At 63.3% G+C, this 14,935-nt stretch carries 14 protein-coding genes; 8 read left to right on the top strand and 6 right to left on the bottom strand.

The genetic code is table 11. The annotated features are described in order from the left end of the window. Positions 1-70 precede the first annotated feature (70 nt). A complete protein-coding gene (locus tag P0D68_RS16000; protein ID WP_091808187.1) occupies positions 71-1,222 on the top strand; it encodes a porin in 1,152 nt (383 codons plus the stop codon). Between the two features lie 204 nt (positions 1,223-1,426). Next, positions 1,427-1,735: a DUF4148 domain-containing protein gene (locus tag P0D68_RS15995; protein ID WP_408187422.1), complete on the top strand. Its 309-nt coding sequence runs from the start codon at positions 1,427-1,429 to the stop codon at positions 1,733-1,735. A 49-nt stretch (positions 1,736-1,784) separates the two neighbouring features. On the opposite strand, the gene P0D68_RS15990 is transcribed toward P0D68_RS15995, so the two are convergent. Further along, positions 1,785-1,955, bottom strand: coding sequence for a hypothetical protein (locus P0D68_RS15990; RefSeq protein ID WP_408297645.1), 171 nt, complete (start codon positions 1,953-1,955; stop codon positions 1,785-1,787). 231 nt (positions 1,956-2,186) lie between these two features. Between P0D68_RS15990 and P0D68_RS15985 the strand changes: the two genes are divergently transcribed. The 3 genes from P0D68_RS15985 (at position 2,187) to P0D68_RS15975 (ending at position 4,938) form a co-directional block, all read left to right on the top strand. Then, complete coding sequence (locus P0D68_RS15985; protein ID WP_091808191.1) at positions 2,187-2,822, top strand: carbonic anhydrase; 636 nt, start codon at positions 2,187-2,189, stop codon at positions 2,820-2,822. A 118-nt stretch (positions 2,823-2,940) separates the two neighbouring features. Continuing rightward, the gene (locus tag P0D68_RS15980) at positions 2,941-3,660 is read left to right on the top strand and encodes a carbonic anhydrase (protein ID WP_408297647.1); all 720 of its coding nucleotides are present in this window, start codon (positions 2,941-2,943) and stop codon (positions 3,658-3,660) included. 162 nt (positions 3,661-3,822) lie between these two features. Next, positions 3,823-4,938, top strand: a complete 1,116-nt coding sequence (locus P0D68_RS15975) for an alkene reductase (protein WP_408297649.1) — start codon at positions 3,823-3,825, stop codon at positions 4,936-4,938. 40 nt (positions 4,939-4,978) lie between these two features. Here P0D68_RS15975 and P0D68_RS15970 read toward each other — a convergent pair whose 3' ends face one another. Next, a complete protein-coding gene (locus P0D68_RS15970) occupies positions 4,979-5,560 on the bottom strand; it encodes an alpha-ketoglutarate-dependent dioxygenase AlkB family protein (RefSeq protein ID WP_408297651.1) in 582 nt (193 codons plus the stop codon). A gap of 233 nt (positions 5,561-5,793) precedes the next feature. Beyond that, a complete protein-coding gene (locus P0D68_RS15965; RefSeq protein ID WP_408297653.1) occupies positions 5,794-8,127 on the bottom strand; it encodes a PA14 domain-containing protein in 2,334 nt (777 codons plus the stop codon). Between the two features lie 804 nt (positions 8,128-8,931). Here P0D68_RS15965 and P0D68_RS15960 point away from each other — a divergent pair. Then, positions 8,932-9,924: a DUF4148 domain-containing protein gene (locus P0D68_RS15960; protein ID WP_408297655.1), complete on the top strand. Its 993-nt coding sequence runs from the start codon at positions 8,932-8,934 to the stop codon at positions 9,922-9,924. Between the two features lie 63 nt (positions 9,925-9,987). On the opposite strand, the gene surE is transcribed toward P0D68_RS15960, so the two are convergent. From surE to P0D68_RS15945, 3 genes are all read right to left on the bottom strand, one after another. After that, positions 9,988-10,767 carry a 5'/3'-nucleotidase SurE gene (surE, locus tag P0D68_RS15955; protein ID WP_408297657.1) on the bottom strand — a complete coding sequence of 260 codons (780 nt, stop codon included), beginning with the start codon at positions 10,765-10,767 and terminating at the stop codon, positions 9,988-9,990. A gap of 148 nt (positions 10,768-10,915) precedes the next feature. After that, on the bottom strand, positions 10,916-11,656 hold the full coding sequence (locus P0D68_RS15950; protein ID WP_091808206.1) for an LrgB family protein: 741 nt from the start codon (positions 11,654-11,656) through the stop codon (positions 10,916-10,918). Next, entirely contained in the window at positions 11,656-12,024 is a 369-nt protein-coding gene (locus P0D68_RS15945) for a CidA/LrgA family protein (RefSeq protein ID WP_091809278.1), read from the bottom strand. Before P0D68_RS15945 ends, P0D68_RS15950 begins: the two co-directional genes overlap by 1 nt. 196 nt (positions 12,025-12,220) lie before the next feature. Here P0D68_RS15945 and P0D68_RS15940 point away from each other — a divergent pair, with 196 nt between their 5' ends. Both P0D68_RS15940 and P0D68_RS15935 read left to right on the top strand, forming a co-directional pair. After that, a complete protein-coding gene (locus P0D68_RS15940; RefSeq protein WP_408297659.1) occupies positions 12,221-13,387 on the top strand; it encodes an epoxide hydrolase family protein in 1,167 nt (388 codons plus the stop codon). A 558-nt stretch (positions 13,388-13,945) separates the two neighbouring features. Next, positions 13,946-14,920: a hypothetical protein gene (locus tag P0D68_RS15935; RefSeq protein WP_408187934.1), complete on the top strand. Its 975-nt coding sequence runs from the start codon at positions 13,946-13,948 to the stop codon at positions 14,918-14,920. Positions 14,921-14,935 lie beyond the last annotated feature (15 nt).

Genomic DNA, 14,935 nt, shown 5'->3' with positions numbered 1-14,935 from the left:
TTTGGCCGTTCGCGTTTCTATACTCGCGTCGCTGTTCAACATGACATTCCAGCTACGCAGGAGCATTGACGTGAAAAAGATTTCCGCCGCAGTCGCGGCATTCGTGGGCCTCGCCGCCACCGCCGCGCACGCGCAAAGTTCGGTCACGCTGTATGGCCTCATCGACGCAGGCGTGATGTACACCAATAACGTGAAGAAGGGCGGCTCGCAAGGTGCGCTGGTGCAGGCGACGAGCGGCAATATCAACGGCAGCCGCTTTGGCTTGCGCGGTGCCGAGGATCTCGGCGGCGGCCTGCAGGCGATCTTCGTGCTCGAAAACGGCTACAACGTGCAGAACGGCAAGCTCGGCCAGAACGGCCGCATGTTTGGGCGTCAGGCGTATGTCGGCCTGAGCAACAAGGAGTACGGCGCGGTCACGCTCGGCCGGCAGTACGACTCGCTGGTCGACTTCGTCGCGCCGCTTTCGGGCACGGCGGGCACCTTCGGCGATACCGGTTTCGCTCACCCGTTCGACAACGACAATCTGAACCACTCGGTACGGATGAGCAATGCCGTGAAGTACATGAGCGCCAACTATGCCGGCCTGAAGTTCGGCGGCCTGTACGCGTTTTCGAACAACACCGATTTCGCGATCAATCGTGCCTACAGCGCGGGCGTGAGTTATGCCAACGGCCCGTTCAAGGCTGCCGCGGGCTACTTGCAGATCAATGGTTCGAACTCGACCACCAACACGGGTGGCGCGGTCGATCTCGGCGAGTCCACGGCCAACGGCACGGGCGGCTTCCGGCTCGGCGCCGATGTGCAGCGTACGGCCGGCGCCGCGTTGAGCTACGGCTTCGGCCCGGTGACGGCCGGCTTTGTCTACACGCATAGCCAGTTCCAGAACACGGCGTCGTTCGGCGCGACGCACGGCTCGATGCGCTTCGACAACTACGAAGTGAACGGCAAGTACGCCGTCACCCCGGCGGTGACGCTCGGTGCGGCTTACACCTACACGGACGCGCACGTGGGCGGCACGTCGACCTACGGCTCCGATCCGAAATGGAATCAGGTGAACCTGCAGGCCGTCTATGCGCTGTCGACGCGCACCGACGTCTACGCCGAAGCGATGTACCAGCACGTCAGCGGCACGGGCTACACCGCGTTCATCAATACGGCCGGCGGCGCGTCTTCGACGGGCAACCAGGTCGTGGGCACCGTGGGCCTGCGCGCACGCTTCTGAGCGTGACGATCGTCCGGCCGCGTACCGCGTGATATCGCTCGATATCGCGCGCCGCGCGGCCGGCGATTTCTCCAGATTCAACAACAATCCCTTCGGTGGACGGCCGTTATTCTACGAGGATACGGCTCCTATATTGAGTTCAGCGCTTGCGCGGAGAGTGATTCGAAGCGCCGCTCATCATCAATTATCGGAGGTAGTTTCATCATGAAGTCCCTGATCAAGGCCGTCGTTATCGTTGCCTCGCTGGCCGCTTCGGCCGCGGTTTTTGCCCAATCGAATTCCGGCCTCACACGCGCACAGGTGCGCGCCGAACTGGTTCAGCTCGAACAGGTCGGCTATCACGTCGGCGACGGCGACGAAGCCCATTACCCCGACGCGATTCAGGCCGCGGAAGCCCGCGTCGCCGCGCGAAGTGGTGGCAACAGCGGTTACGGTGGCAGCGTGGCGGGTGCGTCGCAAAGCGGCCGTCCGGCGGTATCCGCAACCGACTGGAACGCCATGTACAGCCGTTGATGCGACCGGCTCGCTCCAGTCGTGCGGTGAGGCGCAACGAGGTTCGATATCACGGGCTGCGTTGCGCTGATGCGTTGTACGGGTGTGTGACGATGCGCACGAGTCCGCCCGCCGATCGACGCATGAGCGCAACGCTGCGCGCCTCGGGTAGGGTTGGAAAGGACTCTTCCAGCGTGGCGTATATATCCGCTTCGGCAGCGCCGGTAAAGTAGTCATGCACGCACGGTTCCCGGTGTGCGAGCGAGAGAGTTTGCCCCGGCTGGAGACAGCTGGGGCTTTTTTATTTGGCGAGGCGGATGAAGGCAGGATGGCGGCGGCACATCGTTGCCGCTCGTGCATGGGTGGTCGACCAGTACCCGGCTGCGGTATAGTCGCGCGAATAGGCCGCCTGCAGTGATCTCGCCGCTCGTCGAGGGCACTGCAGGCTTATTCTTCGATCTTGGAGAACACCGTGCAGGAAATCATCGAGGGTTTGATCCGCTTTCAACGCGAAGTCTTTCCGCAGCAGAGCGCCTTGTTCAAACGTTTGTCGGCGGCGCAAAGTCCCAGCGTGCTTTTCGTGACGTGCTCGGACAGCCGCGTCGTACCGGAACTGCTCACGCAGACAGAGCCCGGATCGCTTTTCGTGATCCGCAATGCGGGCAACATCGTGCCGTCTTATGGTCCGGAGCCGGGCGGCGTTTCGGCCACCGTCGAGTATGCAGTGGCCGTGCTGGGCGTTCGCGATATCGTGATTTGCGGCCACTCCAATTGCGGCGCGATGACGGCGATCTCCACCTGCACGAATCTGGACCATCTGCCGGCCGTGGCAAGCTGGCTGCGTCACGCGGATGCGGCCAAAGCCATCAACGCATCGCGCACCTATCATTCGGATGCGGAGTGCCTGGAGGCGTTGGTCAAAGACAACGTGATCGCACAGCTCGCGAACATTCGTACGCATCCTTCGGTGGCCGTCGGACTCGCGAACAAGAAGCTGAATCTGCACGGCTGGATCTTCGACATCAAAAGCGGTGTGATGCTCGCGCTCGACGGGCGCACCGGCGAGTTCTTGCCGCTGGTGGACAACCCGGACATCTACGCCGTGTAACTTGAAGTTTGAACCTGTGAGGCGCACGATGAGACGTTGCCCGTGCGCCACCAGGCTTTCACGATTCAGACCCATTCGGATGGTGCCGCTGCATTGCGCGTGACATAGGAGGCGAGCCATGTGCGAGCGTCATCTGTCTTCTCCTGCGCGGCGGAACTTGCTGCTGGCCGGTGCGTCGTCGATCACGTTGGCAGGCTTGTCGCGACGCGATGCGAGGGCGGCGCAGCCGGCCGTCGGCAACGCACCGAATTCGATTCCACCTGCGCAAGCGCTCGACCGGCTCATGCAGGGCAACGCCCGCTACGCCGCGAATACCTCTTCCAACAAGGACTATTCCGCTGGCCGCGCGGCACGCGTCTCGGCGCAATATCCGATTGCCGCTATCGTCGGATGCGCGGACTCGCGTGTCGCGCCGGAGTTGGCTTTCGATCAGGGCCCGGGAGATCTGTTTGTGGTGCGCGTAGCGGGCAACTTCGTCAACGACGATATTCTCGCGAGCCTCGAGTACGGCGTCGAATTCCTCGGCGTGCCGCTCATCATGGTGCTTGGACACACGCAGTGTGGCGCGGTGGGCGCCGCGGTCAAGGTGCTTCAGGAGGGCGCCCGGCTGCCCGGCCACCTTCCGGAACTGGTCCGCGCAATCAGGCCGGCCGTGCGGATCGCGCAGGCGGAGCATGGCGCCGATCTCGTTGCGCAAGCCACGATCGAGAACGTGAGGTTGAACACCAACCGGCTGACTGTGTCCAAACCGCTCATCGGGCCGTATGTGAAGAGCGGGAAGGTCAAGGTGGTCGGCGGCATTTACGATCTGGCAACAGGCAAGATCGCGCTGGTCTGACGCGCCGCGGTCCGCATCTTGCTGCCTCTGCTCCTTGTGCCTGTTGATTAGCTTTCGTCTGGCAAGCCAATTCCGGCGCCAAATTCAGGAAGCCCGACACGAAAGCCCGGCAGGACTGCCGGGCGGCCTTGCCATGTTTTGCCTCTACTTCCAGGGAGTGCCATGTCCACTGATTCCGCGCGTATCGATAGTTACCTGTTCGAACCCGTCAAGCTGGGACCGCTGCAATTGCCCAATCGCATCGTGATGGCGCCGCTCACGCGCAGCCGCGCAAAAGAGGGCGATGTGCCGAGCGAACTCGCCATCGAGTACTACGCGCAACGCGCGTCGGCGGGGCTGATCATTGCGGAGGCGACGCAGATTTCGCCGCAAGGCAAAGGCTATGTGTTCACGCCCGGCATCTATACCGACGCCCAGGTGCAGGCATGGAAGCGCATTACCGACGCGGTGCATGAGAAAGGCGGGCATATCTTCCTGCAACTGTGGCACGTGGGCCGCATTTCCCATCCGTCCTTGCAGCCGGGCAACGCGTTGCCGGTAGCGCCCTCGGCGATCAAGCCGGAAGGCCAGGCTTATACCGACGAAGGCTTCGTGCCGCTCGTCACCCCTCGTGCGCTCGAAACGTCGGAAATAGCGGGCATCGTCGAGCAATATCGGGTCGCTGCGCAAAACGCGAAGGCCGCCGGTTTCGACGGCGTGGAGATTCACGCGGCAAACGGCTACCTGCTCGACCAGTTCCTGCGCGACAAGACCAACCGGCGTACCGACCAATACGGCGGCTCAATCGCAAATCGAGCGCGTTTCCTGCTCGAAGTGGCCGATGCGGTGACGGGCGTGTGGGGCGGCGAGCAGGTGGGCGTGCGGATTTCACCCCTCAGCAGTTTCGGCGATATTGCCGACAGCAATCCCGAGCCGCTTTTCAAACATGTCGTGCAGCAGCTCAATGCGCGCAAGCTGGTGTATCTGCACGTGATCGAGGGCGACACAGGCGGCTCGCGCGAAGTGCCCGGCGGCTTCGATCTGCAGGTTCTGCGCGAGGCGTTCGACGGCCTCTTCATGGCCAACAACGGCTACGACATGGAGCTCGCGCAACGAACGCTCAAGGCGAAGCGGGCGGACCTGATCGCCTTCGGGCGGCCGTTCATCTCCAATCCCGACCTGGTGGCCCGTCTCAAGAGCGGCGCACCGTTGAACGAGCCCGATCAAGGCACGCTGTATGGCGGCGGCGCCGAAGGGTATATCGACTACCCGACAATCGAGCAGGAGGCGCAACGCTGAGTGGATGAGCCGCGCTCGCCCTGCGCTCGCCCCTCGCCGGTTAGCCGGCGAAGCAGCGAAATGCGAGGCTGATGCGCGGGCCGGTCACGTCCGCGAGCTTGGGAATGCCATGCTCATGCGTGAATTGCGACGCATAGCTCATGACGAGGCAACTGCCGGGCTCCAGTTCGATATGTACGATCCGGCCGGAACCTGCCTTCGGGCGGATCGTCATGCGGCGGCTCGCGCCTAGCGAGACGATGGCGATCGGCTGGGCGGCCACGAGCTTGTCTGTCTTGTCGCTATGAAGCGCGACGCTGTCGCTGCCGTCGCGATAGAGGTTGAGTCCGACGCGATTGAACGGCGCACCCAAGAGCGCGCGAACGGCCTCGAAGGCTTCGCCCAGCGGCGCGGGCAGATCACCGGCTTCGCGCGCGAAGGTGGCAAGCAGGCGGGGTACGGCGACCTCGCGGTCGTACATCATGCGCTGCTGGCTGAGCCAGCCGATGTTCTTCAGTGCCTCCTGGAACCACTGCTGCGCCGTGGCGGCGGGAATCGACTCGGGCAAATAGCGAATTCCGCCTTCCTCGTCATGAACGAGGGAGACAGGCTCGGGCGCGAACAGGGCTTGCTGGGACACCATGGTTCCGGGATTGGCGGGCAACCGCCGCACGATCAGGAGGAGACGGGCGGTCAGGGCAAGTCATTATACTGTGTTTTTATACAGTATTTTGATCTGCCGCGGCCGCCCGGCTAAAACATGGCGGACTGCACCCGTTTTCCTGTCTTCAGCGCGCCAACCGGACACGCCGCTGCGCTGCACCGGCCGACCGGCGGTGTTTCATCCGCTGCCGGCCGGCTGACTCAGGACCTCTTTCAGTTCGACGTCACGAGCGGATCGGACGGCACGATCCGCAGTGCGCCAGGATTGCTCGCCGCCGGATTCGACCACAGCAGATGCATGCTCGCCGCTCCCGTGCCGTGCACGTATTCGACCTTGATCGACGCGCGCTGCTTCGCGGCGAGCCAGGTCTTGCCGCTCACGGTTGATTGCGTCGCAGTCTTCTTGTCGATGATCTTCACGCCGTTGATCCACAGGCGCGCCACGTTGTCGCTGTCGATCGAGAACGTGTAGAGCCCGTCCTGCGCCGCCTGGATTGCCCCGGACCAACGCACCCCGTAGTTCGTGGCGTTGATGCCCGCGGAAGCGTCAGGCGAATCGGTGCCGCGCTCGGTGTTCAGGTCGAAGTCGATCAATGGCGTGATCGAGGTTTTGACGGGCGCGCTCGCGAAGGTCGGGTCGTTGTAGTAGCCGACCTGCAGCACCGGCAGCTTCACGTTGAAACCACCTGTCAACGCCTGAGTCTCCGAGGTCTGCCACGGATGGCCGTCCGGATAGATCGTCCCCTGGAAGGGTGTGGCCGGTTCGACCGTGGCGGGCGCGCCCGGCACCTGGCCCCAGTGGAAGCGCGTGTTGGTGCGGCCGATCATCAACTCCCACACGATAAAGCCCGTGCTGCCGCCGTAGTTCGAGACGATGCCGGGCATGGTTTGACCGGTGGTGCCAGCAAAGCCCCGTTGCAGCGTTTCGGAATTCAAGGCGCTGACATTGCTGCCGTTCACCGGACCCGTGTACGGGTTGCCGTACGGATGGAACGCATAGAAGTCGGAGAAGTACGTGCCTTCGTCCTCCTGGACCTGCGGTGCGTTGATCGGCTGAGTAGCGCCTGCGTTCAGGATGGCGATGCGCGCGTCGTTCATCAGCACCGCGCGCGTTTCCTGCAATGCACCATTGCCGCTGCAACCCGGCTCGTTCATCGTTTCCCAGAAGATGATGCGTGGGTCATTGCGATGCGGCGCGACGAAGTCGGTGATGTAGCTCGCCAGACTCGCCTTGTACGTGATGGCGGAGTTGGCCGCCGTCGGCTGGAAATACGCCTGTTCCACCGGCGTGCCGGGCGACTGAACCCATTGGCTGTTGTGCACGCCCCAGACCGGCGCCGGTTGCGGGCCGTATTGCGGCGTGGGGTTCCAGCAGTCGTCGTAGAAGATCGGCGAGACCTTGATGCCATGACGCGCGGCGATTTTCAGCAGGTTCTCGAACTTGCTCAGGAACGCCACACGATCGTTCGCCCACACGAGATAGTGCAGGTAGACCGCAATCGTGTTCATGCCGTAGGTCTGCGCATACGTCAATTCGCGGTTGACGATCTCCGGATCGTAGTTCTGCCAGAAGTCGATTGCGTTCACCGCATTGGACGGCGTGTAGACCGCGCCGACCACCTTGGAGAAGTCGTAGCTCGGCGACTTCACGGTCGGGTACGTGCGGATCGTCATGTTGCTGAACGTCGCGCCGACGCCGAAACGTCGCAGCCCGAAGCTGCCCGACTGGAACACGGCGGGCAGGGCGTTGGTGGCGTCGTTCACGCTGATCACGCGCTGCTGGTCGAGGTCGACGGTGATGGCCGTGCCGCTCGTCGTGACCTTCAGATGGTGCGTGCTGCCGCCCACGATCGTACTGAGCGGATACGCGATGAAGTTGGTCCAGTTGTTGTTCTGACGGCCAACCACCAACGAATGTGTGCCCGTGTCGAGGCCGATGTAGTAGCCGGTCAGGCTGTCGGGACCGCCGGCTGTCGGATTCGTGGTGCGCACGATAAAGCCCGCGTTCGCGGCGCCGCTGCCGACCGGCGCGCTGACCGTCACGTCCGCTTCGTAAGACGCGGTGGCATAGGTGCTGGCGAGCGCCACTGTTTTGTCGCCCGCGCCAGTGCCGTTGGTGGGCGGCGCGGGGATGGTGGTGGTGGAGTTGTTGGCGCCGGGGCCCCAGCCTTGCGTCGATCCCGGTGCGAGGTAGTTCGTGAAGTCGCCGAACGAGAGCGTGGTGGTCGAAACCGGCGCGGGCGGCGCCGGCGGCGTGTAGGGCGGAAGGTTGAGCGTGGGGTCGGCGATCACGAGCGGCGGGGTCGTTGTCTTCATGCCGACCGGAATGGCCTTCGCGGCCCTGAATTCGCTTTCGACGTTGGCCGTGTCGGCCAGCGCCGCGGCCGAGGCCGCCGAAGCGCCCGACGCGGCTGAGGCCGCTGTGGCCGCTGTGGCATCGATCGCCGTTGCCTGCTTGTTCGCCGAGGCCGTCGCGTTCGGCGAACCGTCATTGCCACCGCAAGCGCCCAGCATGGCGAGCGCCGCAAGCACAAGGTAATTGCGCACCTGTATCTCCTGATGTCCCCGCTTAATTGATGGTCATAATTATTATTGAGTTTTGATAGAGTCAATAGCAGAGGCGTTGTTGGCCTCGTTGTCGCCTACGGATGCGGAAATCGATATGAATAATATTATTAATTCCGCAGACCTGTATCAGTACTTCCCCCGGATTGTTCGGCGGCGAAGATCGCGCTAAGCGAAGTCAGGAAGGGCGGGTATGCGGATCGGGTCGCTGTCGTGTTCGTGGTCGATCCTTGACGAGGACGCAGTCATGATCCGTTTTTCATCGACGCTGGCGGCGCAGTCGGCACGCTCGCCGTACAACCACGCGGGCACCGGACGGGCGGCCCTGTTTGGCTATATGGAGTAGGGCGAGACGATCGGCGCCAGGTCGATGTTCGGCATCGCGCTGATTGTCGGCAGTTCGATTGCCGGCGCGACACGCGGCACGCAGGGAGAGAGAGGAGTCGCGCATATAGCAGGTCTCACACTAGCCCGCCGCAAACGCTACGATTCTGTATCGTTTCGCAGTTCCAGTAATCATCCTAAGAAAGCAGCGCAACCAGTCCTTTTAGGCCAACAGAATAGGCGCCATCGGACAATTCGACGTCCGAAGCATATAAATAGAAAATGGACGCATCCAGTTCGCGCGCGCTTTCGTAGGTGCCTTATTCGGCCGGACCTTGCGGCCGCGAATTTGCGGTCGTCGCGGCGGCACTGCGTGCACGATCGCCGCTACCCTCTGATGATTTCGGGCGCATTTGCAAAACTCGCAACCGCGCACGCTCCACGACTGGAAGGGGGCATCCCATGCATAGCGAACCCAGGAAGATCGTTCTTACAGGACTCGTCGTCAGCGCTGTTGCAATCGCGGCATATGTCTCGCATGCGGCCAAACCGTGGCTGTCGACGGACGAATTCGACACGGCGCGCAATGAAGCGCCAGTTCATCAAACGCGCGGCGACACCACCAGTGGTGCGGTGATATCCGGACCGGCTGCTGCTCGCAGCGATGCAACGAGCGCGACGGGCACGACCGGCACCACCGCCACGAGCCTGCAGGCGGCGCGCGACAGTCTGCAACGCAACGATCTTGCCGGCGCGCAGGCGCAACTGGACGCGGCTCGTTCCGCACATCAGGACGATGCTCAGGTGCGCGCACTGCAAAGAGAAGTGCAGGCGCGTGCCGATAATGCGCAGCACGCAACGACGGTAGACCGTGTCGAGAAGACGCTGCAACCTGCTTCGAAGGCGGCACGAACGTCGTCGTCATCGATAAGACACGGCCGGTCGCGCGATATCCGAGTTGCCTCCCGCGAAGCAACCCATTACGCGTCGAATCATGTCAGGAGTCAGGCGGCGCTGGACAAACTGGTGGCAGGCCTCGACAGCCGTAGCGCGCCGAACGCGAGGGCGGTGGTCACCGGTGGACCGCCTGCGGTCGGCCAACCGTCGACTCCAGCTGCAGCGCTGAATGCGCCGCCGAGCTTGATCAGCGCGCCCGTTGCCGCGCCGGCACTATCTATCCAACCCGCGCCGCAAGCGCCGCTGGAGGTACCCACAGCACCAGCGCGCCCGCAAGCCGAACTGACGGCGCAAACCACGGTGCTGTCAACGCCGGTGGTCCAGTCCACGTCTGCGGGCAACGCGGTGCTGAAAACGGACGGCGGCCCGAAAACGCGTGCACAGGTGCGCGCGGAGATCGAGCGTGCCCGTGAGAACGGCAGCCTTCCCGCGTTCGGCAATCCCGATCCCGCGGGTCCAGGTGGCGCGCCGAGCATCACCGGCGCGCCACGTCCGTAAGGCCAGGGAGACGGACGATTGGCCATGCGCTGAACCGCTGACTATCGGCCATATATTGAAGGGCTAACTCAACGAAGCCGCGAGCCGCGCGAAGATGGGCTCGTCGGTGCGGTCGAAGGCGAGCGGCGTGACCGACACGCGTCCTGACGCCACCACGGCCGTTTCGCTGTCGGGATCGTTCGCGCGTGCGCCCCGTTGAAAGCGCAACCAGTGATAGGCCATGCCGCGTGGATCGACTTGCGGCAACACGTCGATATCTTCGACGAGCCCGACGCCCTGGCGGGTCGGCGTGAGTGGGCCGGCGTGGGCCGCGTCGACATCGGGGAAGTTGATGTTCAGGCAGGTGGGCGCGGCATGCTCAATGGCGAGCAACTGGCGGATCACGCCGGGCGCGAGCGCGCGAGCCGTGTCCCAGCGCACGTTGTCGCGGTTGCTGAAGGTCTGGCTCAGTGCGAACGACGGCAACCCCAGCAGCAGCCCCGTCATGGCGGCGCCGACAGTGCCCGAGAACATCGTTTCCACGCCGAGATTGCCGCCGCGATTGATGCCGGAAAGAATCAGCGTGGGCGGCGCGTCGCGCATCAGGTGGCGTACGCCCATCACGACGCAATCGCCGGGCGTGCCCGCCACGCCGAAACGTCGCTCGCCCTGGCGGCTCACCCGTAGCGGCGAATGCAGGCTAATCGAATGCGACGTGCCGCTCTGATCGTGCTCCGGTGCGACCACCCAGACTTCGTGCGCAAGCTCGGCAGCGACCGCTTCGAGTACGGCGAGGCCGGGCGCGTCGATACCGTCGTCGTTCGTCAACAGCACGCGCGGCACTTTGGATTCATAGGCAGACATCGCAGCAAACTCCGTTCAGTCGGTGAGGGAAGCCGTCATTATCCAGCCAACGGCAGGTGCATGCCAGGAGGCGGCCGGCGAGCCTTGCAGCCAGTCGGCGGTTTCAGCATCATTTAACCGGCCAGTCAGCATTCAGTCGCTCAGCGACTCACCCAATCACCCACCGCGCCGCGAGCGGCATCAACACCGGCACCACGAACGCGGTGAACACGCCGTTGAGCCCCATGCCCAGGCCGGCGAACGCGCCCATTTCCTCGCTCACCTGAAAAGCGCGCGCCGTGCCGATGCCATGCGACGCGATACCCAGCGCGAAACCACGCACCTCGGGTTCCGCGATACGCAGGGCGTTGAGAATGGCGCGCGCGAACACGGCGCCGAATACGCCGGTCGAAATGACGAGCACGGCCGTCAACGAGGGAATGCCGCCGATCTCGGAAGCGACCGCCATCGCGATCGGCGTGGTCGCCGATTTCGGCGCAAGCGACGCGATCGTTTGATGCGACGCGCCGAACAGCGCAGCCACGCCGACCGCCGAAACGATGGCCGTCAATGACCCGGCGACGAGCCCGCCGATCAGCGGCAATGCGGAGCGGCGCAGTTTCGGCCACTGCCGGTAGAGTGGCAGCGCGAGCGCCACCGTCGCGGGACCGAGCAGGAAGTGGACGAATTGCGCGCCTTCAAAGTAGGTCGCGTAGGGCGTGCGCGTCACTTCGAGCAGCGCGACCAGCAGCGCCACCGCGATCAGCACGGGATTGGCAAGCGGATTGAAGCGCGCCTTCGCATAGATGGCCTGGGCGATGAGGTAGGCGATCAGCGTGATCGTCAGCCCGAGCAAGGGAGTCGCGGCGAGATAGACCCAGATGGCGCCGAGCTTCGGAATGGCGGTCATTACACGGCCTCCGTAACGGATGGATCGCGGCGCTGGCGGCGCATCAGCGCGCGCGTGACGAGCGCCGCCACGGCAATGGCGAGAGACGTGCTGATTGCAATGGAGACGATCACCGCGACGGCGTCGCCACGAATCCGGCTCGCCGACACCATGATGCCGACGCCCGCCGGAACGAACAGTAAGGACAGATGGCGCAGTAATTCGAGCGCGGTCGGCTCGATCGCATCGGCGGATTGCGGGCGCAGCATGAGGAAGCCGAATAACAGCAGCATGCCGATCACGGGCCCGGGCACCGGTATGTGGAACACATACGAAACACCTTCGCCGAGGCACTGGAAGGTGAGCAGAACAGCGAGCGCTCCAAGCATGGCAGTCTCCAGGACGCAAAACAGAAAATGCGCCATTGTGTACCATGCAGTTTGCCCTGTGCTCGCTCGATGACTCAATGCCGTGACTCAGCAGGCTAACTCAGCCTCCTCGCTGTCGTCACTGAACGGCGTGTGCGAAGTTCGTTGTCGAGTCAGGCGAGCACGCTAACCTTGCCGCTGCGCCGGACGACTTGCCATGCAGATAGAACCGTTTCAGATTGCCATTGCGGATCATGACGTCGATGATCTTCGTCAGCGTATTCGCGCGACCCGCTGGGCGCCGGCAACGCCGTCGCCAGCCTGGCAGCAGGGCATCGACGCGACGTGGCTGCGCGAACTGGCCGCGTATTGGGCCGGGCATTTCGATTGGCGCGCGGCCGAGCGCGGCTTGAATCGGCAGCCCCAGTTTTTCGCCAATGTACAGGGTCAGCGCGTGCATTTCGTGCACCGGCGCGGCGTGGGTCCAGCGCCTTATCCGCTGGTGATCACGCATGGCTGGCCCGGATCATTCATGGAGTTCCATGCGTTGCTCGACCGCTTGTGCGACCCGGCCGCGTTCGGTGGCGATTCCGCCGACGCCTTCGATGTCGTCGTGCCTTCGCTGCCCGGCTTCACGTTCTCGCAGGCGCCCGCTCAGCCTGGCATGTCCGCGTTCCAGGTGGCGGACGTGTGGGCGTCGCTGATGCACGGCCTCGGTTACGAGCGCTTCGGCGCGCAAGGCGGCGATCTGGGCGCCGGCGTGTCGATCGCGCTTGCCGCGCGGCATCCGCAGGTCGTGGACGGCATTCATCTCAACTTCCTGCCGAGTTCGTATGAGCCGGCCATCGGCGCGGCGCAGATGCCGCTCACGGCGGCAGAGGAAAGATTCTTGCGGGAGAAGAACGAATGGGCCGCGCTCGAAGGCGGCTATGCGCACATGCACAGCACCAAACCACAGACGCTGGCAGCCTCGCTCAATGATTCGCCTGTGGGACTGGCGGCATGGATCGCAGAGAAGTTTCGCGCATGGAGCGATTGCGAAGGCGACGTCGAGAGTATTTTTTCGAAGGACGAACTGCTCACTAACATCTCGCTCTACTGGCACACCCAATGTATCGGCACGGCGATTCAGATGTACTGGGAAAACCGTCTGCAGCCGATGCGCTTCGCCGAAGGACAACGTGTTGTGCCGCCGGTCGGCTTTGCGCATTTTCCGAAGGAGATCAATCATCCACCGCGCAGTTGGCTCGAAAGAACTTTCAATGTCGTGCAATGGACCGACATGCCGGCGGGCGGGCACTTCGCAGCGATGGAGAAACCCGATTTGCTTGCCGCCGACATTCGCCAGTTCTTCAGGCCGCTGCGGCAGCCGCAACATCGCTAGGTTGATTGCGACTGCGCTGGCGCCGCAAAGCGGTGTTTGTCTAGACAACACATTGCTGCCGAGCTATTGAGGCGCCTGTTTTCTTTTTCGATAAAACGCGAAGCGGAGGCGGGCACGCCGGAATCAGGCAATCATCGGACTTTAGCCTCGCAAGCGGCCCGCGGCGGCAATCCGAAAAAACGCGTGTGCGGGTTGCTAACAAGTAAGTTATTCGCGGACGCTCAATCATGCATCTGCAATTATTGCGAGAAGCCCATGGTCCATGTGGACCTCGGCGGCTCACGCGTCGCGTCTCTCTGCTTTTTGGCGGAAAGGCAATGCAAGGACGTGAAACGATAGTTCAAACGTGATATCTGCGCCCCGGCTCATCCGACTCCATCGCCGCAGATCAACGTACCCGGTTCGAATATGACGCCGAGATGGCACGAATCGCGGTTTCCGATACTGCACACCTTGCGGGGCTGTTACACCTCAAGGCAAGAACATGTAGATCATCTTCGGACAGCAACGGCGGGGCGCCAGAAGGCGATCTGTCGCTCGCGCATGGTGAGGAACAACGTGAATCTTTTTCCTTGCACTCTCGTTTATGTGGATGTCGATGCGGAGCCGGGGCCCAACTCGACGAATCGCGATCCGCTCTCGTACGTAAGCCAGGCGATCTGCCTGAATAACAGCTTACGGCGCGTGGGCATGCCGACCCTGACCATCATGACCAACGCGCCGGTGCTCGTCGCGCGCCGTCTGGAAAGTATGCCGGCGGCGAACCGGCCGGCAGTAGCGACACTTACGGCGACGATCGATCTGCCGAAGAACACGCCGTTCTACGCCGCGCATTTCAAACTCGATCTGATGGATCAGGTCGCGGCGACTCTACCCGCCGACACGATGATGCTATTGCTCGACGCCGACATGGTGGCCCTGCTGCCGCTCGCGCCCGACCTGATCGAGCGATGCGCGCAAGCCGGCCTCGGCGTATTCGACATTTCGGATCAGGTCTTTCCGGCCTACGGCAGCGAGCGTGTGGTCGCGGATCTGGAAATCGTCGCTGACCGGCGGCTCAAAAATCCTCGCTGGTATGGCGGCGAGTTCATGCTTGCGACGCCGGCTTCGCTGCGCCGGCTCGTGCCGCGCGCGCGAGCCAGTTACGCACGCTACCTCAGTGAAAGCGCGCGTCTGAGGCATCACGGCGACGAAGCGTTCATCTCGGCCGCGCTCAATGCGCTGGGCGACGAAGGGCAGGTGCTGATCGAGGTCGGCGCATATCAGGCGGTAGGTCGTCATTGGCCAGGCAACAACTATCGAGACGTGCGGTGGTTTCGCTGCTGCTCGTTCGTCCATTTGCCGGGTGGCAAGGCGTTGCTCGAAAAGGAAGGGCGTTTCGACGATTTCGTGCCGGACCGTTTCTGGCGCCACATGCGCGTCGCGCATGTGCGTGGCCGCGTGCGCCATGCCCTGAAGCGGATCGCGAGGATGCTGAGCGTAGGGCGGCTCGCGTCGTTGTCCGCGTATGCATTGCGCAGCGTGAAGAGCTAGCCGCGTCGCTTACCT

The organism is Paraburkholderia sp. RL17-380-BIE-A, assembly GCF_046028085.1.
Taxonomy (GTDB): domain Bacteria; phylum Pseudomonadota; class Gammaproteobacteria; order Burkholderiales; family Burkholderiaceae; genus Paraburkholderia.
The sequence above is the reverse complement of the archived record's forward strand: the minus strand, read 5'-3'. Positions and strand labels throughout refer to the sequence as shown.

Bases quoted from the DNA above. Each gene is read 5' to 3' on its own strand.
- P0D68_RS15995 (WP_408187422.1), top strand. From the start codon at position 1,427: ATGAAGTCCCTGATCAAGGCCGTCGTTATCGTTGCCTCGCTGGCCGCT.
- P0D68_RS15980 (WP_408297647.1), top strand. From the start codon at position 2,941: ATGTGCGAGCGTCATCTGTCTTCTCCTGCGCGGCGGAACTTGCTGCTG.
- P0D68_RS15975 (WP_408297649.1), top strand. From the start codon at position 3,823: ATGTCCACTGATTCCGCGCGTATCGATAGTTACCTGTTCGAACCCGTC.
- P0D68_RS15970 (WP_408297651.1), bottom strand. From the start codon at position 5,560: ATGGTGTCCCAGCAAGCCCTGTTCGCGCCCGAGCCTGTCTCCCTCGTT.
- P0D68_RS15960 (WP_408297655.1), top strand. From the start codon at position 8,932: ATGCATAGCGAACCCAGGAAGATCGTTCTTACAGGACTCGTCGTCAGC.
- surE (WP_408297657.1), bottom strand. From the start codon at position 10,767: ATGTCTGCCTATGAATCCAAAGTGCCGCGCGTGCTGTTGACGAACGAC.
- P0D68_RS15950 (WP_091808206.1), bottom strand. From the start codon at position 11,656: ATGACCGCCATTCCGAAGCTCGGCGCCATCTGGGTCTATCTCGCCGCG.
- P0D68_RS15945 (WP_091809278.1), bottom strand. From the start codon at position 12,024: ATGCTTGGAGCGCTCGCTGTTCTGCTCACCTTCCAGTGCCTCGGCGAA.
- P0D68_RS15940 (WP_408297659.1), top strand. From the start codon at position 12,221: ATGCAGATAGAACCGTTTCAGATTGCCATTGCGGATCATGACGTCGAT.